This window comes from Paraflavitalea devenefica (genome assembly GCF_011759375.1).
GTDB lineage: Bacteria > Bacteroidota > Bacteroidia > Chitinophagales > Chitinophagaceae > Paraflavitalea > Paraflavitalea devenefica.
In genome coordinates this window covers 687,503-713,240 of record NZ_JAARML010000004.1, presented here as the reverse complement: position 1 = coordinate 713,240, position 25,738 = coordinate 687,503, and the positions used below count along the sequence as shown (strand labels likewise).

The following is a 25,738-nucleotide window of genomic DNA, read 5'->3' as shown; positions in this document are numbered from 1 at the left end:
CGGATCACTTAATTTTTTAACTTGATTAACTTATCAACTTCTTCCCCTTTTTCCATACAGATCTTCAGATTTCTACGGCCATTTTGGATATAGCTGCGTACTTTATTCCAATCCAGACCGGTTATATCTGCAATTTCTTTATAACATTTATTCTGCAGGTAAAAGAGCTCCACGCTTACCTTTTGTTCTGCCGAAAGGGTTTGCAAACAACGTTCCATCTTCTCCAGGTTTTCCTCCTTCAGCATCACACCATTCAGATGCATTTCTTCGCCGGATTGCATACTGTCCGGCTTAAATTCCGTGGTTTTCAGGTTTTTGGGGGTCCTTAACTGCATGAGGCAGTAGTTTTTAGCCAGTGTGTACAGCCAGCTCTTAAAATTATCTACCTGGTGCTTTGGCAGCTTTTGCACCAGTTCCTCAAATACCTGCATAACAGCATCTTTGGCCGTTTCCGGCTCTTTCAGGTATTTCAGGCAAACCCCGTATAAAAGGTCCATATACCGTTGAAACAGAATGGCCAGCACCTCCAGGTCGCCGGAGGATTGAAACATTTCTACCAGTTGCTTGTCCGGCAGAGCGTTATCGTGTATGTTTTTAATGAAGGCCACTGACCGATAAAATTAACAAAAGATAGTTTAAACGGAATATGTAAATATTAAGCCGGCCACATCTCAGGATTTATACCTCTTTATTTCTTCACTAAATACAAGTGGCCATGACACAAGATCACAAACCAATGGCGCGCTTACTGTTTTGTACAGTAATCGCCTGTATAGCCCTGGTGGCTTTTGTTCCCCGTTATGAACAAGCAGCAATAAGCAAGCCGGTAGTGGCTTGCGCTACGCCGGAAAAGGCCTGCGTTTTCCTCACGCTTACCGGCCTGGCCCCTTTCGATACCAGCCAGGTAATGGTCAATAGTAAACTCATTGACGCTTCTGTGCGCAGCGGTATGAGCTGGCTGATGAAAGCGCAGCAGCAAAATGGGGGCTGGGGAGCCGGGAGTCACCAGCACCAGGATATACACGACCCGCATGCCGTGCAGTCCGACCCCGCCACCACCGCCCTGGTAGGGATGGCTTTGTTACGTACGGAAGAGAAACCATTTGAAGGAAAACAGGCGGCACAGTTGAAAAAAGCAACCACGTATTTGTTAAAGGCGGTAGACAATACGCCGGCCCAGCAGGTGAACATCACTACACTTACCAATACCCAACCGCAAACCAAGCTGGGTAAAAATATTGATGTGATCCTTACTGCCCAGTTTTTCAGCAATGCCCTTCACCACCTTGGCAGTAACCATGAATTAAAGAAGGCCGTAGAAAGTGCCCTGCAAAAATGTGTAAGTAAGATACAACAGGCGCAGGACCATGACGGCGGCTGGAAAGATGGCGGCTGGGCGCCGGTACTTCAATCGGCGCTTGCCAATAATGCGCTGGAAGGGGCAAAGGATATGGGGGCTAAAGTGGATGATAAAGTACTGGAAAGGTCCAGGAATTACCAGAAGCAGAACTATGATGTGAAAACCAATTCGGCAGTGACCGGCAAAGCGGCCGGCGTCATGTTGTACTCCGTAAGCGGCTCTGCCAGGGCCAGCGCCAAAGAGGCGAGGCAGGCAAAAACTGCCATAAAGGAAGCGCAAAAGAAAGGTGTGCTGGACAGTAAGGCGGAAGTAAATGAAGCGAACCTGGAAAAGGCAGGATTGAGTAAAACAGCCGCACAGAAGTACGCTACGGCATATAAGATAAAAGGCGCAGCCGCATCACGTGCACAGGATGGAGATGTGATCACAGGCTTTGGCAATAATGGCGGAGAGGAATTCCTCAGTTACCTCATGACCGGCGAGTCGCTGATCATTGGCGGTAATAATGACTGGAAAAGCTGGTATGAGAAAATGAGCGGCCGGCTGGTACAGATCCAGAATAATGACGGAAGCTGGAACGGCCATCACTGTATTACAAGTCCGGTATTTTGTACCGCCACCTGTTTGTTGATCTTGTCTATTGATAAGGATATAGAGTTTTTGATCAAGACGAAGTAGTAAGTAAGCTACGAGCTGTGAGCTTCGAGCTGCGAGCCTGCGCTTTAAAGAACCCTCGTAGCTCGAAGCCCGCTGCTCGCAGCTTGTTTTATGCAATTTCTTTCATCTCTGCATCTCATATAAAAAACTGCTGTTTATGCCTACACCTATACACGTAACCATCCCTGAGCCGTGCCATGAAAACTGGCAACAAATGACGCCCAATGAGCAAGGCCGCCATTGTATGTCGTGCCAGAAGACTGTGGTTGATTTCACCCTCATGAGCGACCAGGAAATACTAAATCATATTTCCCGGGCCTCCTCTTCTGTTTGTGGTCGTTTCAATAATGACCAGTTGAATAAAACCTATGCGGAGAGGAAGATCAAACCGTCTTTTACCTTCCGCTATGCATGGAATATGATTACGGCTGCTTTCTTGCTGATAGGTGGCACTGCCGACACGCAACTAAGGAAAACAGGTAAGAAAAAACGGGCTATTAACAGCAGTCGGGAAGTGGAACCGGGTGCCGCACGAGAGTATGTTACCCTTGGTATTATTACTCCCCCGAAAGAACGTTCCCGTTTCAGCGAACCTCCATCTATAACGGTGGAGGATGACGATTTTGGTACAATAAAAGGGGTAGTGATGGGAAAAGTGGCCCCACCGGTAGAAGAAGAAATACAATTTGATACTACCTATGCTACACTGGGGTCTGTTGCTATTATACTACTTGATACTACCGAACCTATTATTGACAAAATTGAGCCAATAAAATGCGGTACAGCAGACCCTGCCGTACAGGAAACAACCGGTAAAATGACTGATACCATAGCGATGCCTTCCATGAAAGTACCAATTCCTAATGAGGAAACGGATTTAGTTGTGCTACCGGTAGATGATACGGTAGTCATAATAGAAGACAGCATGGTAGCCATAGCAGGCGGGATAACGGTCAGTCATGAAGTGACTGTTGCAGAAAAAATAAAGCGTGAGGTGAAGGAATGGTTGCCCTTCAAAAAAGCGCTACGTGTTTATCCCAACCCGGTAATACCTGGCAATACCGTAAATATTAACCTGGACTTCGGTAAAACAGGAGAATATAAGCTGGAATTGATGGATGCCGCTGGCAGGGTGGTATATGTACAGGCTTTGCAGGTAGCGCAGCCATCGCAGGTTGCCAAAATGCCTACACAATCCTCCTGGAGCCGGGGCATATATTGGGTGCGAATATCCAGTGGCACGGATAAAAAAGTATACCAGGCGAAGGTGTTGTTGCAATAGCTAACAGTCAAATCTGATTAATTCCTCTCTTTTATGTAATTCTTTTCATTCCCGCATCTGGTATAAAAACCAGCGTTTATGCCTACACCCATACACGTAACCATCCCGGAGCCATGCCATGAGAACTGGCAACAAATGACGCCTAATGAACAAGGCCGCCATTGTATGGCCTGCCAGAAAACAGTAGTAGATTTTACACTCATGAGCGACCAGGAAATACTGGATCATATTTCGCGGGCTTCCTCGGCTGTTTGCGGCCGTTTCAATAATGACCAGTTGAATAAAACCTATGTGGAGAAGAAGATCAAGCCGTCTTTTACGTTCCGTTATGCCTGGAATATGATAACGGCTGCATTCCTGTTGACAGCCGGTGCCGCCACAGCGCAATCAAAGACTCCCGTAAAGCGGCATGTAGTTGCTAACAAGAAAAAATTGATACCGCTGAAACCCCCGTTGGTGGTTGGAACAGTGGCTGTAGTAGTACCCGACAGGACCATAAGCGGTGTGGTCAGGGAGGACAGTACAGGTAATCCGGTAAGTTTTGCTTCTGTCCGTATCAAGGGTGCTGAAACAGGCGTTTCAGCCAATGAAGCCGGCCGGTTTGAATTGACCACAGCCGGCGACAGGAATAAGGTTACGCTTGTAGTCAGTGCAGTGGGGTATACTACCCGCGAATATGAAGTGGAAGTATATGGCTCGAAGGCGCCTGAAATATATTTAACACCCGAAGCAGATGAATTAAAACCGGTAGAGGTAATATGTTACGGACGTACAATTGGCAAGGTTTCAGTAGCGCCTCCGGTCCAAAAAGATAATGCTGTTTTTTCCCTGGAGGGCAAGGTAGGCGAGTTGGTAGTAATCAGGAAAGATTCTGTGGTAGAAAAAGTACAACGTCAGGTCAAAGAATGGTTGCTCATCAAAAAGGATGTGCGCATTTATCCCAATCCGGTAGTACCCGGCAGCAGCATTAATATTAGTATGAACCTAAAAGGAACAGGCGAATATAAACTGGAGTTGATGGATGCTTCCGGTAAGTTGGTATGGGTGCAGGCAATACAGGTGGCACAAAAATCACAGGTTGCCAACATGCCTACACAATCTTCCTGGAGCCGGGGCGTGTATTGGATGCGCTTATCCAATGCTACCGATAAAAAGGTGTACCAGGCGAAAGTGTTGTTGCAGTAGGAGGTGAGTGGCGGGGAACTAAAACAATAGTTTTAGTTGTAAACAATTTTTACAGGCTATTTTTTATCACTTAGCTAAACGGGTGCTTTATCCTGCCCTTAAAAAGTATAAGCCTTACCTCATAAATCATCCCGATTTATTACAATTTATAAACTCTGAACATTAACGACTTGTTGATCGTCGTAAGCATCGACTTAACATACTCCGGGCCATAATTATGAAAGCAAGCTTGCTTAGTCTTCCAGAGTGAGATGACCGGGTTGTGGTTTTTTTCGAGGAGATAAAAGAACCTGTTTATAGTATAAGTAGCTGCATCACTTATATCTACTGTTATGAGTGATCCGATATAGTAATTGATCTCTTTGGTCTGAGACAATGTGTAGAGGTAAGGAACGCTAAGGCCTAGTGCGCAAGCATCCATGTAAATAAGTTTGGGATTATTGTGCCGTAGAATATTTTCACTGACAATGGTAGTGTCATTAATTTTTATTCCACCAGAAAGGGTAGCGCCATCGATCTGCCCATGAGAACTCACGAAAAGAAAATCAATATTATAATTGCTTGCCAGGTCCTTTTCACTAAGGGTATGAATATACTTTAGTTCAGATTGAGGATACCTACTGAGAATCTGCTGGCAGTTATTGTCGGTGTCCGCAGTGGTGTCCCGTAGTATAAGTCCCTTACTGATCCGGATTGTATCTCCTTCGATATCTGCAGGCTTGTTTCCCATCTGGAATAGCATTGGCCGGTAAAGCGCCAGTTGCATTGAATCTGTCATCAGCACTTCAATGGGCGAAAACAACAGTCGCCAATCAATTGTAAGTACAATGGCTTTGCTTTGCCGTAAAGCTCCTATGAAAGGTTTGACAAGCTCGTTGCTTAAAGCGTCGACAGTCTTCAGGAACTGTGAAAGCCCGGAATGATTTTTTTCCTCAATGGCCACATACAAGTGGGTAAACCGGTAAATCGTAGTTTGTGCATCGAGGGTAATGGTTATTTCTTGCTGATTATCGAGTCTGCCTGACACATGAAGCTTCTCATCGACAATGCACCAGTTCCAGTAAAAAATATCGCTGGCTGCAGCCTTAAGCTGGCTGATCAGGAATAGGGCTATGAGCGGGAGAATTTTCATGACGGCAGAGGTTTCTCAAAATTAGTTCGATTACTGTTGAGAGAATGCTAAACTTCACTTTTCGACCTATCGAATTAGGGGAAACCACCACGACTACTGTAATTACTTATTATTAAATATTTAAGTTGCTGAATATCTATCAAATCATCCAAATATTGGTTCGACAATTGTCCAGCCGTCCCGACAAACCAAGATCAGCACAGCCTCCGCGATAGCGGAGGTTTTGCGTTTTTAACTTCATATTGACAAACGATTGCGTGGACAGTAGAAATAGTCTTGCCATAATGATCTTGTATTCATGCCGCCGCAGCTATCGATGTTTTTGCGCTGGCCTGGAAGCCAACTGGATAGGCTTATGCGCGACAGGAACAGATAAGACCGAAAATGTGGTAGTCTCTCCAAATTTTCCAAACCCGTCCAATATGCGGCTATGTTTCGTTCTAAAATAGCTATGGAGAGAGTAAAATAAGTCCTGAAGTGACTTTAGTCTAACCGTTTAACATATCCTGTTGATTTTGGTTGAAAACCCATCCTGGGATAAAACTGGTGGGCTGATTGTCTTTCGTCCCGGTTTCCACAATTAAATTCCGTATGAGAATATCCTTTTCCGTCACCTTGCTTTTTTGTTTAGATGTCCTGAAAAATAGCTGCTAACGAAGCGCTCTTCTTCTTCCCGATTAAAGCTTACGATACATGATAAAAGCATTCGTAAGTCCATATTGCTTATGGTTAAATGCTTCTGGAATTTCTCCGATTATTTTAAATCCCAGTTTCTCCCACAAACGTACTGCTCTCTGGTTGCTTGAAACAACAATGTTAAACTGCATTGCTTTATAACCCAGTTGCTTTGCTTCTGCTAACGAAAATTCCCCCATCGCTTTTCCAACACCTTGTCCTGTTGCAGCAGGCGATGTCATATAAGATGCATTGGCAATGTGGGAACCAAGGTCAGGTTGGTTGTCTTTAATAACAAAAGTGCCGACAACCTGGCTGTCAATGGTCGCAACATAAGTATGCTTATCCTGCCCACACCAATAGGCCAACATCTTTTCTTTCGAACTGTCCGGGCTAAAAACATACGTGTCGCCTCCGGCAATTACTTGCCTGATAATATTCCAGATTTGGTCGTGGTCTTCCGGTGTGGCTTTTCTGATCTCTATCATTCCCAATTTTTTTCTGTCTGCTTACAAGCCAAAGTTAATGCATACCAACAACCCGGATGTTGTATATAACCATTCGTCACCAAGCTAATAACGCAAGCTCAGGATAACGTAGAAAAGCTTCTCCTTCTTTAAACACCTCTCCGCCATCTGAATATTGTATGTCTTGTCTTTCAGGTAAATCCTGTCCCGTCTTGTATTGATAAGCTTCGTATGCACAATAAGCAATACCTTCATAATTTTCTATTAACTCTTTTACTCCAACGAGAAATAAAACCCGGGGATATTTTGTGGTCCAATAAAATGTATTCTTTCCCTGTCCAATAAGCCATGAACGAAAATATTCAAAGCAATCGTCGGAACACCCACCGTTTAATGCATAGGCAGGCTCCCATAATTTGTAACTGTACGACTTTGCCATCAGAAAACTAAAAGTCCTGTCAAACTGAATAATTTCTTCTCCGCTTAAATTATTGAGGTGTTCTGTCAATAGCTGACATTGGATTTGATAACGCCGGTTGCTGCTTTTTTTTGTCTCATGTATTATTTCCCAAAATTTACCCTCTGGCATTAGATTGTCAACACTTGAATTGTCTGTCAGGAGTTTACCGGAATAAGCCGGTAAGTCTAATACTTTTCGGAATAATAGCCTGATAAGTATGATAAAAATTAAGGCTGTAAGAATTATGTAGAGTACTTGCATTTGATGTTATGGTTTCATGCATGGGACTATATACAGTTTATTTGTCTTAGTTTTATCATTCATTCATTTTGTTATTAATGTGTTCGACAGCACTATTCAAGTCGTAGAATATTGGTTCTCCTGGGTTCTCCAAATCAAAACCCCAAATTGTGGATAAACCATGGTTTATTCTTTTCTGACAATATATATGCTCTTAGGTAATCCTCATCTCCTATTTTAGTTTGACAATCTTGGCTGAATTGCCTTCGACGTACAGGGCTTGCTGCTGTGCTGGTATTCTGTGATCCGTTAGCCGGAACAGAAGCCCAATAGAATTACTGAAGATAAGAAAGAAGTTGATTAGAATTTCGCCTGTCCGATCCACTGCTGATAAAGGAGTATGGAATTTTTTTTTCATTGTATTGGTTTTATGTTGAAGGGGTTGCAGCTAACGGTTTGGGTATTTCTGTAGCGGGGAAATTTGAAAATCGTCTGTTGAATTTAGCACTAAAGTTCCATAATGCCACAACCGTTGAAATTTGTTTGTTAGCCCCAATTGCGGCAATGCCATGTTGTTATATGCATTGTGTTTTATGATAAATCAATAAAAATATAGTTATACTTATTACATATGGATCGAAATACTTCCCGGGCTATTACAATATTGGCGTCAGCTGGACTTTCATCAAGGTATCCTGAGAATCTTAGCCAAGGATAATGTTCTGCCTTTCCAATCGAAAATGATAAACTCTCAAAATTGAGTTGCTGACCTAAAATGGAGGTAATCGTTGCAACTGTAGCTCTTCTTAGGTCATCTTCAATATTTATTTCATTTTCAGATTCCTGTTCCAGTTCTTGCATTATTTCTTCTATATAATTACGGTAAGGTCGCCCAATTTGCGTGTCTGAATGTTGAACTTGTTGTTCAATTTTTTTCAGACTAGGCAATGTAGCTCTGAACTCTTCGATAGATACCATTGATCGATTATATCTGACATCTGTTACGAGTTTTCGTAGCATGCCGTTAATTGAATCGTCTGGGCCATCAATAAATTCGTAGTGAAGAAGATTCATAAAGGGAAGTTTGTGTTAAGGAGTTTTTATTGCGTATGACGTTAAAGCATTTTCGATATGGCGGTATTCCGTGTGCCGCAAATACAACTTAGGTTAGTTTTTGTATCCTCGTTACATCGGAACTCTATCTATCAAATGGGTAGCAAAACCATGCCGCAGGCATCCTTTATTTTGCCCATATGCCTGTCAATACAGAGATAATCGTTAAGAAATCTTGATATTCCGACGTGTGTCATTAACCGCTATCCGCAATGTAGCTTCTTATCAATGCCGTATAAGGAAGAGCGCTGCGGTTTTTTCTTTTCAACCGCTGCGTTTTGTCGAGGATGGATCCTTTTATGGAAACTGTTTCAGCTTCCTGGGCAGGCGGCGTTTCCGTAAGCACTTCCTGCCCGCCATATACTTTGAGCAGAAAAGACAGTACATCTTCTACTGACCACTCATGCTTCAGCCAGAACATGGCTTCGCCGGTAAGTTTCCGGTAAAGGCTGTGTTGCTTTTTGTCGGCTGGCAGGGCAGCATATACTACTGAACCAATACGTGAGGCTTTGGCCAGCAGGGAGGCATATTCCATGGTCTTGCGGAAGGCCGGGTCTTTCTTCACCCGCTCACCAGTGAGGGAACTGCGGGTACGCATAAAATACTGCCCGTACATCTGGTAGATGCAAACGGGACCAATAGTTCCCGTAATGGGCGGTATGCCGGTGAATTTAGCCATATAATATATGCTACTTAAAATTAATGGATGTTGGCTGTCAGGACAATACCGTGAAGTGGGTAAAAATGCCTTCGGGTGGACGCAGAGTCCCTTCGGGAGACTCTGCTGGGAAGGATTATATGCTACTTAAAAATTAATAGATGTTGACCGTCAGGGCAATACCCTGAAATGGGTATAATGGCAGGGAAGTGCAAACCTTGTGCAATCCTTGTGTGATCCTTGTAGGTTAAAGCGCACCCAGCACATGGTTGGTACAAGGGTAAAAGAAGGATTGGACAAGGATGGGGCCAGGCAATGGACTTAGGATCAATCAGTTTTGTAATCACGGACCAGCTTTCTCCCGGTTAGGGATTATTGTCCGGATATTGGTAGGTTCCTTGCTTTTGCTTTGGGATTGCTTCGTACCATAGCCGTGTTTAAAGCGCACTTATAGGGCAGGGGAGCGAACATGGTATGAAGCAATAGCGAAGGAGAGGTGAAGGAGATCCCATCACCCCACTAGCCTCTCTTCAATGATGCCTATCGCACCGCCTCATCCACCAGCTTTTTCAGTTGTACGTAGCGTTCGTGGCGGCCATCGTTTTTAAGATAGAAACACATCAGGAAGGCGCAGTAACCTTGCTGGTTATCAATCCAGGGATAGCTGCCAAAGAGACCGGGACTGGTAACGGGCCCCTGCGTGGCACCGGCGGCATGCGACCGCATCACCCATCCGCCAAAGCCATAGCCAAAGTTGCCTGCTTCCGCAGGCGCATAGGCTACTTTAACATCGTTAGTAACACGGTTCACCTGCATATCGGCCACGCTTTTTTCGCTGAGGATGCGTTTCCCGTTGAAGACACCTTTGTTGAGCAGCATGATGAGAAAGTTCATATAGTCATTGGGCGTACTGCTGGCCCCACCGGCAGGAAGCGCTACTTTGCCTTTGCCAAAATCGGAGTTCTTCATATCGAGCGGACGAGCTATACGTTCGGCAAACAAGGTCTCAAAGTTTTTGCCACTGATCTTTTCTATAACAGCGCCGGCTATCTGTAGGCCTGTATTGCTGTACCGGAACACCTTGCCGGGTTGTCCTTCCATCGGGTAGGAGGCTATTTTCTCAATGACTTCGTCCATGCTGTTGAATTTTCGCATTTCCTGCAGGCTTTCTTTAAGGTCGGGCGCTTTGATGGCAGTCATGTGTGAAAGACACTGGCTGATGGTGATATGGCCCTTACCACTCCGGGCAAGCGCCGGCAACCATTTGCCCACGGTATCTTCCAATTTCAGCCTGCCTTCGTCTACAAAGGTCATCACGAGCGCAGCGCTGTACCATTTGCTGCAACTGGCTATCAACTGGCGGGTAGTGGGCGTAAAGTCGTCTGTGTTGGCCGTTTTCCCCTGGCGCTTTGCGATGAACTTTCCTACCATTTTCTGCCGCCTGCTCATTTCATTAACGGCTTCGGTATGAATGATCTTTCCATCTTTGTATACGAGAAGGATAGTGCGGCCTCCCATCTTCGATACATTATCGGCCAGCCAGTCGTCAACTTTGGAAAAATCATACTGGGCATGGGCGTTTTGCGTAAAGGAAGCAAGGGCAACCAGGATGAGCAGGGCGCACCGGCCTGCAGCGTGAATCAGCATGGGTATCTTTTTCATGAATATAGGACGTTTGACCGGCAAGATACAGGGAACGTTTAATCAATCATAACACATTTCACCCCCGGTATTGACAGGTTCACCGGCAGTAACGAGGACGGCCCTGGCGCCGTGCAAATACTATTTAAACGCCGGATGGAACCTTTGCAAAGTATCGCGCAGGAAATCCCGGTCGAGGTGGGTATATATTTCGGTGGTGGTAATGCTTTCATGGCCCAGCATTTCCTGTACAGCGCGCAGGTCGGCGCCGCCTTCTACGAGGTGTGTGGCAAAGGAATGGCGGAAAGTATGGGGCGAGATCTGCTTGGTAATGCCGGCTTTCTTTACCAGGTCTTTCAGCATCAGGAAGATCATGACGCGGGTGAGCTTGCTGCCACGGCGGTTGAGGAATAAAATATCTTCCTGTCCCTTTTTAATGGGTACATGCACCCGTATATCGTTCCGGTAAATAGTGATGTATTTGGTGGCAGAAGTGCCAATGGGCACCAGCCGTTCTTTATCGCCTTTGCCAATAACGCGGATAAAACCTACATCGAGGTATAACTGGGAAATACGGAGGTTCACCACCTCACTTACACGCAGTCCGCAACTGTACATTGTTTCAAGGATGGCCTTATTACGCCCGCCTTCCGGTTTGCTGAGGTCTATCTGGCTGATGATACTTTCTATTTCATCCACGCTCAACACATCCGGCAAGGCCCGTTTTAGTTTGGGTGCTTCCAGTAATACGGTCGGGTCATTGGTAACGATCTGCTCAAGGGAGCAATATTTGTAGAAGGCCCTGATGCCGGAGATGATCCTTGCCTGGGAGGTGGAGGTCATGCCCAACTCTGCTACCCACCGGATGAATTGCTGGAGGTCGTTCAGTTCCAGTGCAGCCGGATTTTTCTCTATGCCCTGTTGCTGCAGGAACTGGGTGAGCTTTTCAATATCGCGGCCATAAGCTTCCACGGAGTTGTCGGACAGTGATTTCTCCAGTTGGAGGAAAGCCCTGAATCCTTTTTTATATGGTTCCCACATAAGATGTTTCGGGTTTCGGGTTTTTAGTTTCGGGTTGCTCCGCCTCTTGATCAGCTTGACTTTACAGTGACAGCGATTTTACCATAGCAGCAGTAAGTTACACGTGAAGGACCCGGAACGCGGAACGCCAAACCCGGAACTATTTTGCGTTCACCTTATCCATCATCTTCTCCACCAGTTTATAGGTAGCGGGACAATATTCTACGTTCTGTTTAAACACATGCATATACTCGGTCATGTGGCGCTTGGTGTGGTGCGGAAAGCCGGAACAATCGCGCGGGCGCACTTCATAGATGGAGCACTTATTGTCTTTCAGGTTCAGGAACTGGCAGGGCTGTTGTTTATTGATCCAGTCCCCATTGCGGTCTTTGTACAGCCACTTCTTGCGGAACTCATCGTCTTTCATACCCAGGTGGCGGGAGATCCGTTTAATATCCACTTGTGTAAACGTAGGGCTCATGGTTTTGCAACAGTTGGCGCAGGCCAGGCAATCCATCTCTTTCCATACTTCTATATCTGTACGGGCAGCCAGTTGGTCCAGGCCACGGGGTGGATTGTTTTCCAGTTTGGTAAGGAACCGTCTGAACATAGAACGGTTGCTGAGCATGATCTTTTTGAATGAACGAAGATTGAAGGCCATCTTAATACCTGGGTTAGATGTATAAATAAGTGCAATATAAAGAGAATCCGGGTTCTGGCTTCTACAACAAATACACATCCTCAATAAACAGGTATTCCGGTGGCTGCTCATCGATGAGCAGAATGGACAGTACATCGTATTGTACCCGTTTCCAGGAGGGGTACTGGTATTGAAATGCCACGCCTGCCGTAACAATATGCCTGATCTTTTGGTAGGTAACGCTTTCTTCGGGAAGGCCAAAGCTGAGGGACTGACGGGTTTTGACTTCAATGAAATGCAATACCTCTTCCCGGGTGGCAATAATATCTATTTCATAACGCTCGTAGCGCCAATTGCTGTGCAGTACAGTAAATCCCTGTTGCTGTAGGTAGCTGGCGGCTAATGCTTCTCCCTTTTTACCGGTTTCATTGTGTCGGGCCATGACAAGCTTTTTGTATTATTGTGCCCTTAAACAGGATTATGGACAATAGTACAAAAATAAGTAAGCTTCAGGGAAAGGTTCAACCGTATGCATGGGGAGGATCACAATTTATCCCTGCTTTGTTGCAACAGGGTAATCCGGATAATAAACCAGCGGCTGAATACTGGATGGGCGCCCATGATAATGCGCCTGCGGATATCATCACTGCCAATGGCCAGAAACAGCCATTAAATGCCTTGGTGGCGCAGGACCCTGTCACGATATTGGGGAAAACAGTGAATGACCGTTTTGGCAGGCTCCCGTACCTGTTCAAGGTGCTGGACGTAAAAGATATGCTGTCTATCCAGGTGCATCCTGAGAAAACGGCGGCGGTGGAAGCCTTTGCGGCAGAAAATAAACAGGGAGTGGCCCTTACAGCACCCAACAGGAATTATAAGGACGACAACCACAAGCCCGAACTGATGCTGGCGCTCAGCGATTTCTGGCTATTGCATGGATTTAAACCGGCCCACCAGCTCAAACAGGTATTGCAGCAAACACCGGAATTGCAATTCCTGCTGCCTGTTTTTGGCGAAGGTAACTATGCCGCCCTGTATAAGACGGTGATGGAAATGGACCAGCAGGCCGTTAATGATCACCTGCAGCCTTTGCTGGATCGCATCCTGCCCCTGTATGAAAAAGGAGCGTTGAAAAAAGAGCAGGAAGATTTCTGGGCAGCCCGCGCCTTCAACACTTTTTGTGAGCCGGGTAGAACAGACCGTGGTATTTTTTCCATCTACCTGTTCAACGTAGTAAACCTGCATCCCGGTGAAGCCATTTTCCAGGACGCGGGTATCCTGCATGCTTACCTCGAAGGGCAGAATATGGAGATCATGGCCAATTCGGACAACGTATTGCGGGGCGGATTGACCAATAAGCATATTGACGTCAGTGAGCTGATGAAGCATGTGCGGTTTGAGCCGGTGGTGCCCCAGGTTATTACGGGCGTACCCGGCAAAGCAAAAGGAGAGGAGATATTCCCTACACCGGTCAATGATTTTGAACTGCACCGGATATCCCTGAAAGCGGGCGAACAAACCACGGTAACAGCCACCACAGCCGATATCTATTTTGTGTACCAGGGCAGCGCAGAAGCTACAGCGGGCAGTGAGCACCTGCCCCTCAAAAAAGGAGAGGCCATGCTGGCCAAAGCGGGAACCGGCGTGCAGTTTAAAAGCACGGACAATACCGTCATTTTCACGGCTACAGTGCCTGCGTAAGTAGGCTACCACCTTTGAGAAAAATAAGCTAATTTTGCATTATTAATTTCGCGTATGAAACTTAACAGATCAACTGTCATTTATTGTATCGTGCTCATTGCGGCGGCTTCGGTGTACCGTGCTTTTGACAACCGTATGCTGGGGTTTGCGCCACAAATTGCCATGGCTTTATTTGGTGGCCTGGCCATCCGCAACAAGGCATGGGCTTTTGCCTTGCCACTCTTTTCGCTCTTTATTTCTGACGTTATTTATGAAATACTGTACACCAAAGGGCTGACACCCATCAGGGGATTCTATGATGGCCAATTGGTGAATTACCTCATCATGGCATCTGTTACCCTGGTAGGTATTGCCTTGCAAAAGGTAAACATTAAGAATATTGTATTGGGATCGCTCATAGCACCCACTTACTTTTTCATAGTGTCCAACCTGATGGTATGGCTGGGTGTAGGGGTAGACCTTTATCCCTTAACCTGGGATGGATTGGTTGCCTGTTTTACCGGTGCCCTTCCTTTCTTCAAGGGATCTGTTATAGGCACCTTCTTCTTCAGCGCTATCTTCTTTGGCGTATATTATTTTGTGAACAGGAGCAGGCCGGTAAAACACAAGGCGCCTGCCACAGCAGCCTTCGCAGATTAATTATTTAAACTGTTTAACATACAAAAGCCCGGCATTCACCAATGGATGCCGGGCTTTCTTATGAATATTATCTTTTGTGTCTGCGATCAACTTGTCAACCGCTAAAAGCTAACCGCTCCTCCTCACCCTTCCGCTTCATATCCCTGATCTATCAACAGGTGCTTCCCATCTGCTGCTGTAGTGGCCAGCACATCACAGCGGTTATTGTATACATTCTCCGCATGTCCTTTCACCCACACAAAACGGATATTGTGCTTTTGTGATAGTGCATGGTAGCGCAGCCAGAGGTCCTTATTTTTCTTGCCGCCGCTGAAGTTGGTAGCGATCCATTTCTTCAGCCAGCCTTCTTTTACGGCTTTTACCACATACTGGCTGTCGGAATAGATCGTGATCGTTAAGCTTTCCCGGTTCAATGCTTCCAGGGCAGCTATTACGGCCAGCAATTCCATACGGTTATTGGTAGTACGGCGATAACCGGCAGACAGTTCCTTGCTTTTACCGCCATACATTAAAATAGCGCCATAGCCGCCGGGACCGGGATTCCCACGGGAAGAGCCATCGGTATAAACAATCAGTTCTTTATTATTCGTCAAAATGGAAATGGATTAAAGCGTTTGAAAAGGGTATCGTTTTAAAACAGTGCACCATGGGTTCAGGTAGAGGTGGTCAATGGGAACAAGGTCATGCGTCACAATCTGCTTTTCGGTTAACTTGAAATATCGTTTGATCAGTTTAAACTTATTACGGTCTGTGATGCGATCAGTTGCCACCACGATGTGGTTGCCGGTAGCTTGCGCCAGTCCCTTTTTGATCATCTCAGAGCAATACAGTTTATCATCTGTTTTCAGGTCAAAATGCATATCAAAAACCACCTGCTGCCGGTATTGCTTGTCCATATAAGCCAGGAGCTTTGTTTTCTGTTCATCAGCAAGGGTATACCGTGCTACCGCAAAGCCCAGGTTTTTGGCCGGATTGCAAAAGCTGTCCAGCAACTCCTTCCGTACCTTATCATGTACATGGTGATTATCCGGTTCTACATGATAAATGAATATTTTGCCGCTGTCAACAACCGCAATGCCTCCGTGCGAATAGGTGCGGTCCTGCTTTGATAATGCTTTCACCTGCTCACTGGCATAATCGGTGCCGGTGCGGAGTACCAGGTCGCCAGGCTGAATGACCCTTCGGGCATCCTGTATCATCGAATCATTGGCTTTCTTCATCTGCTGTATTTCCATTGCTACCTCATCGGGGGGATGGGCGGCAGTTTCTTCCGTGCCCTGGCAGCCGGTAAGGGCAGGCCATAGCCCGATGAACAAAGCGGATATGAATAGTAATACACGCATTATAAGGCTGGTAACATAGGGACAATGATCGGCAAAAATGAACAATAAAAAAAATCGTTCCCGTTATTGGCGGGAACGATCGCAATAGCAAAAAGTAAGTTGTATTTATTTGCTTACAAATTCAAATTCATCAACACCGACCTGGTCGCCAAAAGAGCCACCGGGGCCGCCGTCCTCTACATAATAACGAAACGCGATACGGCCTTTTACTGTGCCGGAAATACCACTCAGCGTAAGCGTATATTTTGTCCATTCAACGGGATAATCGGCTCCCATGCTTTCGTTAATGTCCAGCAGCTTCACGGTGAAATCGCCGGTGGTCATAGCTCCCTTGCCCGGGTTGGGATTGCTGGTGGTTTTGTTCAGCCATACCTGCATGCGGTCTGCATAATCTCCTTTGGTACGGCTGTAAAAAATAATTTCATCACCATTCTTCATGTCTGTGGGTGGGGTGATCAGCCAGGCGCTGAGGATGGCCGCTCCCTGTCCGCAGTTCATGTCCACGCTCGCATATTCATTCTGGCTGTAAACGCCGTAATAGGCCGGGAATCCTACGATTTCATCGCCCAGTTTGCCGCCCAGCTCATAGCGTCCCTGCCGCCATCCGATAGGCCCTAGCGGCTCACTGTTATTAACGATCAGCCATCCTTTTTTGGTAAGATTGCCTACCGTATCAAAGGATTCTTTATATGATTTGGAAACAACGGGCGGCGGGGCCTGTTTTTCTTCTGCTTTAAAATCTTTTTCGCAGGAAATGACCAGCAGTACGAGTGCTGACAGCCCTGTTAAGGAAAGGAATAATTGCTTATTCATAAGAATGTTTTTTTGGAGCGCGGGAATTATTGTTTACTTACAAACGCTACACTGTCAATGCCTACAGCACTGCCATTGCCGGTATAGCCGGCATCAAGGGTATAGTAGCGGAAGGCAAACCGTCCCTTGTGTGGCTTGCTGAAGCCAGCCAGTGTGATCTCAAACCTTGTCCAGTTGGCAGGGTAGGCTTTCGGATCATAGGCCGCCGGATCGTCGGTAGAGATGCGGTAATAAAACCAGTCGTCGGCATTGCTGTAAGTAGGAGGATTAATAGAGTGTATCAACTCAAAATCGCCCCTGTCGGCAGCATAGTCAAAACCCGGTGAGCGGGGATCCACTGCTGCCCCTACATTGGTGCCATCATTCTTACGATTAATACAAACTTCGAGGTTATTGCCATAGTCCTGGGAGAAAGAGCCATCGAGGAACAGGACCGCGCGGGTGTAGAACACAATTTTATCGCCGTTCTTCATCCATACAGGCGGGGAGATAAGCCAGTTACTGGCCACCGCAGCATCCGCTTCAGTAACCAATGCATCACAGGCAATAAAGCCCGCATAGGAACCTTTTGAAGAATAGGGGGCAAAGTAAGGTTGCGGTCCGCCTCCCTGTGACCATAAACTGTAGCCCCGGGGACTGCTGTTATTAATGGGCATCCAGCCACGGTGATAAGCACTGGCCACCGTATCAAATTCTTCTACAAATGATTGGTCTGGTAGTGGGGGAGGGATAAGGGTTGCCGGATCATCTTTTTTACAGGCAGTTACTCCTGTAACAATGACACACATGAACAGAATGATCCTGGTCAGGGTAAATTTTCTCATGAACAGATAGTTTGGTAAATGATTACAGTGAAAATAATCATTTTTTGATAAAATCTCAAAAACTACTTAGCCACCTGTTGCAATTATGATATCTTTTCCTAAAGTGTGTAAGGCCGGTTACTAAATGGGGTTAGAATGAGCGCAAACACTCATGGAGAGTGGGTAGTGTGGATATGGCTTCTTACACCTGTATCACGCCTGTATTAAAGGGTGGCATATAGGGTTGATGATTGGCAGCAGTCAGTCCTTCCGAAATAACACGACGGGTTTGCAGCGGATCAATAATACCATCTACCCATAAACGGGCAGCGGCATAATAAGGGGTGGTTTGCTGATCATACCGTCCTTTGATGGCGTTCAGTAATTGTTGTTCCTCTTCTGCTGATACTTCCTTGCCTTTGGCTTTCATACCGGCTACCTGTATCTGTAATAAAGTTTTAGCGGCCTGGTCGCCTCCCATAACTGCTATCTTGGCGCCCGGCCAGGCATAAATGAACCGGGGATCATAGGCTTTTCCGCACATGGCATAATTACCGGCGCCATAAGAATTGCCTACTACAATCGTGATCTTGGGCACAACAGAGTTGGCTACGGCATTCACCATCTTGGCGCCATCTTTAATAATACCGGCCTGTTCACTGCGTGAGCCTACCATAAAGCCGGTTACATCCTGTAAAAATACCAGCGGTATCTTCTTTTGATTGCAGTTCATGATAAACCGGGCTGCCTTATCCGAACTGTCATTATAGATCACACCTCCCATTTGCATCTCGCCTTTTTTGCTTTTCACCATCTTACGCTGGTTGGCTACAATGCCTACTGCCCATCCGTCAATCCGGGCATAACCACACAGGATCGTTTTGCCATAATCCTGTTTGAATTGTTCAAATTCGGAATCGTCTACCAGCCGTTCAATAACATCCAGCATATCATACGGCCGGGTAGCATCTGATGGGATAATACCATATAGCTCTGTGGCCGGTTTCTTCGGCTCAGCAGGTGCTATGCGGTCAAAGCCGGCTGCCTGGCTATGGTGGCCCAGCTTGCCAATGATCTTCTTTACCTGGTCAAGGCATTCCTGTTCGGTATCAAACTTATAATCGGCAATGCCGCTAATGGCGGTATGGGTTACGGCGCCGCCGAGGGTTTCACTGTCTACCTCTTCTCCAATGGCGGCTTTTACCAGGTAGGGGCCAGCCAGGAAAATAGAGCCATTGCCTTCCACCATCAGCGTTTCATCGCTCATAATGGGCAGGTAAGCGCCCCCGGCTACACAAGAACCCATCACGGCTGCTATTTGTGGAATACCCATGGCGCTCATGCGCGCATTATTGCGGAAAATGCGTCCAAAATGTTCTTTATCGGGAAAGATCTCATCCTGCATGGGCAGGAAAACGCCTGCACTGTCTACCAGGTACACTACCGGCAGGTTGTTCTCCATAGCGATCTCCTGCATGCGCAGGTTTTTTTTGCCGGTGATGGGAAACCAGGCGCCTGCCTTCACGGTTTGATCATTGGCAACAATAACGCACTGCCGGCCACTGATATAGCCGAGGCCCGCTACCGTACCGCCCGATGGGCAACCGCCCTGATCGGCATACATCTCCCAGCCTGCAAAAGCGCCTATCTCTGTAAAAGGTTTATCCTGGTCGCGTAAATATTCAATGCGTTCACGGGCAGTAAGCTTATTCTTCTCGCGCTGTTTCTCAATAGCCTTCTTGCCGCCTCCCAATGCCACCTGGTCAAACCGCTGGCGCAACTGACTCAGGGATAGTTTCATTACATCTTCATTCTTGTTAAATTCCATATTCATGATGCAAGCGTTTAGATAGCACAAAATAAGCTTTTCGCTGAAACCGGGGAGGTTTATACAAGTTTAACGCACTTGTCTTAACGACCCGGAAAGATTTTACTATTTTTAAAGGCTATGTGGAAGAAAAACAAGACCCTGGTTATATTATTGGCAGTGGCATTCATCATCAAATTATTCTCCCTTTTCCCCAATGCGGTAGAGCGGTATTATACCCATGGATTGTATCGCTTTACTTCGGCCGTACAGCGCGCCCTTTTCGGCTGGATACCTTTCAGCATCGGCGATCTTTTCTACGGTATAGCGATCCTCTTCCTCCTGCGCAAATTGATTGACCTGATCAAACGCTTATACAGAAGGAAAGCCGACCGCCAATACTGGGCAAAGGGCGCCCGGTTAGCGTTAGTTATCTTTTGCTGGGTCTATATCTCCTTCAATCTCCTGTGGGGACTTAACTATAACCGTCATGGTATTGCGGCTGATATGGGCTTGCAGGTGCACCCTTATTCCAGGAACGACCTGGTGGCCGTTATACAAACGATTACCGAGAGGTTGTATGCGCTGGACTCAACGGGGCGGCTCAACCGGGAAGCCCTGTATAAAAAACGTACCTTGTTTAAAGGCGCGGTCAATGCCTACGATAGTCTTAACCTGCATTACAAAGGCATCAGTTATTCTTTTCAGTCAGTAAAACCTTCCTTGTATAGTTACCTGGGTAATTACCTGGGGTTTTCGGGGTATTATAATCCCTTTTCAGGAGAAGCGCAGGTCAACACCACCATGCCGGTATTTGTACTGCCTTTTACTACCTGTCATGAAATAGGTCATCAGTTGGGATATGCGAAAGAGAATGAAGCCAACTTTGCCGGTTACCTGGCTGCCAAATCTTCTGCCGATCCCGCCTTCCGCTATTCTGTTTATTTTGACCTGTATTCTTATTCCTGGTATTACCTGTACCGGCAGGATTCTATACTGGCGAAGCAGTTCACCCTGGCCCTGCCGGTAGGGGTGCAGAAAGATTATGCGGAACTGAGGGACTTCCTGCGCCGCCATCGCAACCCGGTGGAAGCCGTGATTGATAAATTATATGCGCAATACCTTAAAGCCAATGAACAGCCGTCCGGCAAGCTGAGTTATAATGAAGTGATAGCATGGCTCATTGCCTACTATAAAAAGTATGGGGCAGCAGCTATTTAAAACTTATTCTTCCACATCATGCTTTCCACGGGCCTGTTGGGCTGGCCGCTGTATTTGGCATTTTGCTTCTGGTTGTATTTCACCTCAATCTCCCCTTCTACGGGGAAGTAGATCAATTGACCTACCGGCATACCTGCATACACCTTTACCGGCTGTTTTACCGAGATCTCCAGCGTCCAGTTGCCACAAAAGCCCACATCCCCTTTTCCCGCAGTGGCGTGGATATCAATACCCAACCGGCCTGTGGAGGACTTTCCTTCCAGGAAAGGCACATGGGCATGGGTTTCTGTGTATTCCATCGTAACACCCAGGTAAAAAACATGGGGATATAATACAAATCCTTCTTCGGGGATCTCGAAAGACTCAATGGTATTGTGTTTTTTGGCATCCAGTATATGCTCCCGGTAGGTAGCCAGTACCTTGCCGAGGTGCACATCATAGGAATTACTGCCAAGGCATTCTCGCTGGTAAGGCTCTATCTTTATGGTTCCCTTCTCTATTTCTTCCAATATGCGCTTGTCCGACAAGATCATGTGGTATGCTTATTTTATATTTGAGGTGAATTTAGCTCAGGAAGCGAAAGTAAATGCTAAAATTATACAGTGGCGCTGTTTTATCAACATAATATTAACGACAATACAAAAGTGGGGATTTGGCGAATAGAAGAGCCGGAATCATTCTTCCTGGAGAAAGTACCGCTCAAGCGGGATGTGTCGCACCCGTACAAGCGTTTGCAGCACCTGGCAGGCCGGTACCTGCTGCCTGCTTTATTCGGGGATTTCCCATTGTCTGAAATACTGGTGGCCGATACCCGCAAGCCTTTCCTGGAAAATGAGCGCTATCACTTTTCCATTTCCCATTGTGGCAACTTTGCCGCTGCCATCGTGAGTAGTACCCGCCGGGTAGGGGTGGATATTGAGCTGGTGACTCCCCGTTTGCGGGGTATTTCAGAGAAATTTCTACATAAGGAGGAGGCGCTTTTCCTGCAGGATTGGGAGCCACTGTCGCAACTACACCTGGAACTGACCACCTTGCTATGGAGCGCCAAAGAGGCCATTTATAAGTGGTATGGGGATGGGATGGTTGATTTCAGGGAACATATCCGGCTTTGTGGCCCTGTTGTGTCGGGCGCCAACGAATGGATCATCATGCCTTTTGAGTTCCGGAAACATACCGTTGTTCCTATGACCGTCACGGCCCGCCTGTTTGATCAGTTGGGCCTGGCCTGGGTGGTGACCTGATGCCCTAATCTCCCGCAATAAAGGCGGCGATCTGCCATTTCCCCTTTTTCTTTTCGAGTAGTAGCCTGTAATCGCATATATCCCAGGTAAGGTCATTTCTTACCCAGCCGGTTAATTTACCGTCGAAGGTTTGGATATACACCCAGTTGTCGGACTTACCGCCAAACACTTTTGAAACAGGCTCCTCTATCACTTTCACGACATCATAATTCAACCTCCCCAGGGCAGCCGATAGCCTGTCAGGACTCTTGCGTACGTTCACGTCCGGCGCTATAATAGTGAGGCATTCGCCACAACCGCTACAATAATCCTCTTTACCCCTGATCTCCATTTGGGAGGCATAAGGAAAGACAAACCCATTTTGATCTCCTCCAAACACACCTCCCAGGGAGATCACGGTATGCAGGTTCTTCCATACCTGTGATGAGGGATACTGTGGCGCATACATTTCCTTAAATCCCTTGACATTATTGTGCGAATCTTCCTTACGCTCTGTATCTTCAAAAGTTACCTGTACAGTGGGACTCAACAACTTCAGCAGGGCAGGAGCATCCTTGCGTGCCACCACTGCTTTCAGCGTGTCGACAAATACCTTCAGGGAACTGTCCTTACTCACCTCATTACGGGGCGGATACCGGTAACTTTGTGCAGCAGCCAATAAACTATTTACAACCAGTACGAAAGCAAATACATATTTCATATCAAAGCCTTAAATCGGCCGCAAGTATACGTTTATTCCTCCAACAGATCAGGTTCATCCAGTAAATTCAACTGAATATGATCACTGCCGGCAATGCCTTCAATGGAGCCCTTAATATGAGCGGCATTCAGCAATACCTTCTCCAGTTGTTTCTCCCGGGCCTTCCACAATTTTTCCATCGCATCCCTTTCCCGCTGGATAGATAACTTCATCGCCTGGAAACCTTCCCGGATGGCCTTCCACTGTTCACCAAACTCATTGCTGGTGAGGTAATCATACAGCAGGTGCATCTTATCGCCGCGGTTCTCCTGCGATTTGGCAGCATTGAAGATCTTAACAATACCGTCCCGCAGTACATGCGCCAGGGCGGTTACCTCGGCAAAAGAACAGATCCAGATACCTTCCACCTGCCCAAACTTGCTCAATTGTTCCGGCAAAGCCTGACTTACAATCACTGCCACATCGGCCGTCGTGCTACGCATATCGGTCTTCAGCTTTTCTATCCAGGCCTTGTCAAAATGTTTCGTGCGCTTACTTTCATAAATAATACGCCCACATTCCTGGCCAAACTGGTTGCGGACGGTTTGTATGCAGTCGGCCCCGCGGATACCTTTACCTACCTCGCTGATCATATCAAAGGGGAAAGCCACTTTCAACATCTCTTCCAGTGCCAGTTCCTGGATCTCTCCCTGTAATTGGGTGGAGCCCTGCTCTGCCTTGCGTTTCATCTCTTCGATCAGCCGTTTCTGGTCTTCCAGTTGTTTTTCCAGTTCTTTCTGCCGCAGTTGATGTTCAATATCTTTGGCAGCCGTCTTCTCTTCTTCCAGTTTTCTTAGCTCTTCTGATAGCTTGCCCCGTTCTTCCTGCAGTTTGCGTTGTACCGACAGTTCCAGCTCGGCTTCCCGGGTTTGCAGGGCCTGTTCCTTTTGCAGGAATTCCAGCTCCTTTTGCCGGGCCAGTTTCAATTTCTCCTCATTGTCTTTATTATTTTGTGCCAGCAGGTGTAGTTGGTTCTCATAATCGGCGCTGATGCTTTTGCGCAGGTTTTCTTCCAGCGACTGCTGCAGTTTTGCTTTCTCTTCCTGGAACCTTTGGGTGTAGGCTGTTTCCCTGGCCTGTGCCTGTTGCTGTAATTCCTTTTCCCGGCGGCTGAACTGTTCAGCCTGCTCCTTCTCCTTTTTGGCAAATTCTTCTTCCCGTTGCTTTTTATAAGCGACCATCTGTTCCCGCAGTTCCTTCTTGTATTCTTCCGATACAGCGTCTTCAATATCAAACTGATGCCCGCATTTGGGACATTTTATATCCGTTGCCATCCTGTTGTTTTGGCGGCAAGTTAATTAAAAAGGAACAGGGGGACGATAAGGGCAGCAGAGGGCACCGTAGTACTACGCAATCTTATTCGCTTAGGTCGGCTACTGTTCGCATTAATTATCACTCTAAGGGCAGAAGATGTTGAAGTATAATAGCTTACTGTGATGATCGTATGTTTTCCAGCCTACGTTAAAAAACTTTATGCGTTGATAGTATGTTATCAAATTTGCCTACTTTTATAACGCCTCTTTATGATGACTCTCCACCACATTAATCCGTCCCGGTAACACACCCATTGACTTCTTTGTAGCAACTATCCCTAACCCTGAGGGCTAATGTATTGTAGTTATTAGCCTTATCCGATCCCTTATACACGGTTAATGCTCCTGTTTACGTACTTCATTGTCCCTGTTAAAGAAGCGCTGCTTTTTTAGCTCAAGTATGTTATTGTATCACGTAAACCTAAATAATCATTTATGGAAGGAATTCTTGCATTTGTAACCTGCTTTGGAGGAAACTTCGCTCCCCGTGGTTGGGCATTTTGCAGCGGGCAAATTCTGCCGATTAGTCAAAATCAGGCATTGTTCTCCCTATTGGGGACAACCTATGGGGGGAATGGAACCACTACTTTTGCTTTGCCCGACCTGCGTGGCCGTACGGTTGTTAGTGCAGGACAGGGACCTGGTCTATCACCCTATACATTAGGAGAAAAGATCGGTTCCGAAGCCGTTACGCTCTTGTTGAACAACATGCCCTCGCATACCCACAACGGACCTGCTAATTTCAAGCTCGATGCTGATGTCAATCCGGGTACCGATCCGGCGCCCGATTTTAACTATCCGGGCAATTTTATCAATGCCTACGCACCTACGCCTACCAACGGTATTGCCATGCACGCGCCCACTTATACAGGGACCATCGGTAGTGCCGGAGGCGGTCAGCCGCTTCCCATGCTCAGCCCTTATCTCGGCGTCAATTATATCATTTGCCTGCAGGGACTATTCCCCAGCCGTAATTAATGCATTACACCATCTATCTGATCATTCTAAAAGTCGTCAACTATGTTTGCACAACCATACTTAGCCACTATTACCATCTTTGCCGGCAATTTTGCGCCCAGGAGCTGGGCCCTTTGCCAGGGACAACTGATGGCCATTTCACAAAATGAAGCCCTTTTTGCCTTATTGGGCACCACCTTCGGAGGCGATGGGGTAAACACTTTTGCATTGCCCGACCTGCGCGGTCGCGTAGCCATCCATGCGGGGCAGGCGCCCGGTATGAGCTCCTATGAGCTGGGACAAGTGGGTGGCACGGAAAACGTTACCATGCTGGCTGCCAATCTTCCGCCGCACCCACATACGCTTCTAACCGCTACCGGCCAGCCTGCGTGCCATGGCACTGCCGGAACGGTAGCCGATCCCACCAACGCAGTGCCTGCCTTAGTGTTTACCAATAGCGTGTATGCTACGGCCCCTACCGGCAATGTAATGGCAACAGTTACCTGCTCCACCTTTACGGCGCCTGCCGGGCAGAGCCAGCCAATATCTATTATATCGCCCTACCTGGCCATGAACTATGTGATTGCACTAGAGGGCATCTTCCCATCGCGCAATTAACCAGTTATAAACT

27 protein-coding genes are annotated in these 25,738 nt (G+C 46.8%); 9 read left to right on the top strand and 18 right to left on the bottom strand.

The annotated features are described in order from the left end of the window. Positions 1-8: 8 nt before the first annotated feature. A complete protein-coding gene (locus HB364_RS24375; RefSeq protein WP_317170724.1) occupies positions 9-608 on the bottom strand; it encodes an RNA polymerase sigma factor in 600 nt (199 codons plus the stop codon). A gap of 107 nt (positions 609-715) precedes the next feature. Here HB364_RS24375 and HB364_RS24370 point away from each other — a divergent pair, with 107 nt between their 5' ends. The 3 genes from HB364_RS24370 (at position 716) to HB364_RS24360 (ending at position 4,484) form a co-directional block, all read left to right on the top strand. Continuing rightward, positions 716-2,038: a prenyltransferase/squalene oxidase repeat-containing protein gene (locus HB364_RS24370; protein WP_167290936.1), complete on the top strand. Its 1,323-nt coding sequence runs from the start codon at positions 716-718 to the stop codon at positions 2,036-2,038. Between the two features lie 136 nt (positions 2,039-2,174). Next, complete coding sequence (locus HB364_RS24365) at positions 2,175-3,299, top strand: T9SS type A sorting domain-containing protein (protein WP_167290935.1); 1,125 nt, start codon at positions 2,175-2,177, stop codon at positions 3,297-3,299. Between the two features lie 78 nt (positions 3,300-3,377). After that, on the top strand, positions 3,378-4,484 hold the full coding sequence (locus HB364_RS24360) for a carboxypeptidase-like regulatory domain-containing protein (protein ID WP_167290934.1): 1,107 nt from the start codon (positions 3,378-3,380) through the stop codon (positions 4,482-4,484). A 139-nt stretch (positions 4,485-4,623) separates the two neighbouring features. Here HB364_RS24360 and HB364_RS24355 read toward each other — a convergent pair whose 3' ends face one another. From HB364_RS24355 to HB364_RS24315, 9 genes are all read right to left on the bottom strand, one after another. Then, a complete protein-coding gene (locus HB364_RS24355) occupies positions 4,624-5,616 on the bottom strand; it encodes a hypothetical protein (RefSeq protein WP_167290933.1) in 993 nt (330 codons plus the stop codon). 677 nt (positions 5,617-6,293) lie between these two features. Further along, a complete protein-coding gene (locus HB364_RS24350; protein ID WP_167290932.1) occupies positions 6,294-6,779 on the bottom strand; it encodes a GNAT family N-acetyltransferase in 486 nt (161 codons plus the stop codon). A 76-nt stretch (positions 6,780-6,855) separates the two neighbouring features. Continuing rightward, positions 6,856-7,479, bottom strand: a complete 624-nt coding sequence (locus tag HB364_RS24345) for a DUF4240 domain-containing protein (protein WP_167290931.1) — start codon at positions 7,477-7,479, stop codon at positions 6,856-6,858. Between the two features lie 570 nt (positions 7,480-8,049). Continuing rightward, positions 8,050-8,532, bottom strand: coding sequence for a hypothetical protein (locus tag HB364_RS24340; RefSeq protein WP_167290930.1), 483 nt, complete (start codon positions 8,530-8,532; stop codon positions 8,050-8,052). 235 nt (positions 8,533-8,767) lie between these two features. Then, positions 8,768-9,250: a hypothetical protein gene (locus HB364_RS24335; protein ID WP_167290929.1), complete on the bottom strand. Its 483-nt coding sequence runs from the start codon at positions 9,248-9,250 to the stop codon at positions 8,768-8,770. A gap of 519 nt (positions 9,251-9,769) precedes the next feature. Beyond that, positions 9,770-10,891 carry a serine hydrolase domain-containing protein gene (locus tag HB364_RS24330; RefSeq protein ID WP_208420073.1) on the bottom strand — a complete coding sequence of 374 codons (1,122 nt, stop codon included), beginning with the start codon at positions 10,889-10,891 and terminating at the stop codon, positions 9,770-9,772. Between the two features lie 120 nt (positions 10,892-11,011). Continuing rightward, on the bottom strand, positions 11,012-11,911 hold the full coding sequence (gene xerD, locus HB364_RS24325) for a site-specific tyrosine recombinase XerD (protein WP_167290928.1): 900 nt from the start codon (positions 11,909-11,911) through the stop codon (positions 11,012-11,014). Positions 11,912-12,050: 139 nt separating this feature from the next. Next, complete coding sequence (locus tag HB364_RS24320) at positions 12,051-12,551, bottom strand: YkgJ family cysteine cluster protein (protein ID WP_167290927.1); 501 nt, start codon at positions 12,549-12,551, stop codon at positions 12,051-12,053. Positions 12,552-12,612: 61 nt separating this feature from the next. Beyond that, positions 12,613-12,972 carry a YraN family protein gene (locus tag HB364_RS24315; protein WP_167290926.1) on the bottom strand — a complete coding sequence of 120 codons (360 nt, stop codon included), beginning with the start codon at positions 12,970-12,972 and terminating at the stop codon, positions 12,613-12,615. Between the two features lie 38 nt (positions 12,973-13,010). On the opposite strand from HB364_RS24315, the gene manA reads away from it, so the two are divergent. Together manA and HB364_RS24305 are read left to right on the top strand one after the other, a co-directional pair. Next, a complete protein-coding gene (manA, locus tag HB364_RS24310; RefSeq protein WP_167290925.1) occupies positions 13,011-14,231 on the top strand; it encodes a mannose-6-phosphate isomerase, class I in 1,221 nt (406 codons plus the stop codon). A gap of 54 nt (positions 14,232-14,285) precedes the next feature. Next, entirely contained in the window at positions 14,286-14,870 is a 585-nt protein-coding gene (locus HB364_RS24305; RefSeq protein ID WP_167290924.1) for a DUF6580 family putative transport protein, read from the top strand. 122 nt (positions 14,871-14,992) lie between these two features. Here the strand turns inward: HB364_RS24305 and rnhA are convergent, their stop codons facing one another. The 5 genes from rnhA to HB364_RS24280 form a co-directional block, all read right to left on the bottom strand. Then, positions 14,993-15,463, bottom strand: coding sequence for a ribonuclease HI (rnhA, locus tag HB364_RS24300; RefSeq protein ID WP_208420072.1), 471 nt, complete (start codon positions 15,461-15,463; stop codon positions 14,993-14,995). Between the two features lie 12 nt (positions 15,464-15,475). After that, positions 15,476-16,213, bottom strand: coding sequence for a YiiX/YebB-like N1pC/P60 family cysteine hydrolase (locus tag HB364_RS24295; protein ID WP_167290923.1), 738 nt, complete (start codon positions 16,211-16,213; stop codon positions 15,476-15,478). A gap of 105 nt (positions 16,214-16,318) precedes the next feature. Beyond that, positions 16,319-17,026, bottom strand: a complete 708-nt coding sequence (locus HB364_RS24290; RefSeq protein ID WP_167290922.1) for a choice-of-anchor J domain-containing protein — start codon at positions 17,024-17,026, stop codon at positions 16,319-16,321. Between the two features lie 26 nt (positions 17,027-17,052). Continuing rightward, the gene (locus HB364_RS24285) at positions 17,053-17,850 is read right to left on the bottom strand and encodes a choice-of-anchor J domain-containing protein (protein ID WP_167290921.1); all 798 of its coding nucleotides are present in this window, start codon (positions 17,848-17,850) and stop codon (positions 17,053-17,055) included. A gap of 181 nt (positions 17,851-18,031) precedes the next feature. Beyond that, the gene (locus HB364_RS24280) at positions 18,032-19,663 is read right to left on the bottom strand and encodes an acyl-CoA carboxylase subunit beta (protein WP_167290920.1); all 1,632 of its coding nucleotides are present in this window, start codon (positions 19,661-19,663) and stop codon (positions 18,032-18,034) included. A gap of 114 nt (positions 19,664-19,777) precedes the next feature. Between HB364_RS24280 and HB364_RS24275 the strand changes: the two genes are divergently transcribed. Then, on the top strand, positions 19,778-20,857 hold the full coding sequence (locus HB364_RS24275) for a DUF3810 domain-containing protein (protein WP_167290919.1): 1,080 nt from the start codon (positions 19,778-19,780) through the stop codon (positions 20,855-20,857). Here the strand turns inward: HB364_RS24275 and dcd are convergent. Further along, positions 20,854-21,390, bottom strand: a complete 537-nt coding sequence (dcd, locus tag HB364_RS24270) for a dCTP deaminase (RefSeq protein WP_167290918.1) — start codon at positions 21,388-21,390, stop codon at positions 20,854-20,856. The genes HB364_RS24275 and dcd overlap by 4 nt on opposite strands. 69 nt (positions 21,391-21,459) lie before the next feature. Between dcd and HB364_RS24265 the strand changes: the two genes are divergently transcribed. Continuing rightward, positions 21,460-22,098, top strand: coding sequence for a 4'-phosphopantetheinyl transferase family protein (locus tag HB364_RS24265; protein WP_167290917.1), 639 nt, complete (start codon positions 21,460-21,462; stop codon positions 22,096-22,098). Between the two features lie 4 nt (positions 22,099-22,102). Here the strand turns inward: HB364_RS24265 and HB364_RS24260 are convergent, their stop codons facing one another. After that, on the bottom strand, positions 22,103-22,798 hold the full coding sequence (locus HB364_RS24260; RefSeq protein ID WP_167290916.1) for an SH3 domain-containing protein: 696 nt from the start codon (positions 22,796-22,798) through the stop codon (positions 22,103-22,105). Between the two features lie 32 nt (positions 22,799-22,830). Beyond that, complete coding sequence (locus tag HB364_RS24255; protein ID WP_167290915.1) at positions 22,831-24,111, bottom strand: DUF2130 domain-containing protein; 1,281 nt, start codon at positions 24,109-24,111, stop codon at positions 22,831-22,833. 474 nt (positions 24,112-24,585) lie between these two features. On the opposite strand from HB364_RS24255, the gene HB364_RS24250 reads away from it, so the two are divergent. Both HB364_RS24250 and HB364_RS24245 read left to right on the top strand, forming a co-directional pair. Continuing rightward, a complete protein-coding gene (locus HB364_RS24250; protein ID WP_167290914.1) occupies positions 24,586-25,128 on the top strand; it encodes a phage tail protein in 543 nt (180 codons plus the stop codon). A gap of 42 nt (positions 25,129-25,170) precedes the next feature. Beyond that, on the top strand, positions 25,171-25,725 hold the full coding sequence (locus HB364_RS24245; protein ID WP_167290913.1) for a phage tail protein: 555 nt from the start codon (positions 25,171-25,173) through the stop codon (positions 25,723-25,725). The last annotated feature ends 13 nt before the right edge of the window (positions 25,726-25,738 follow it).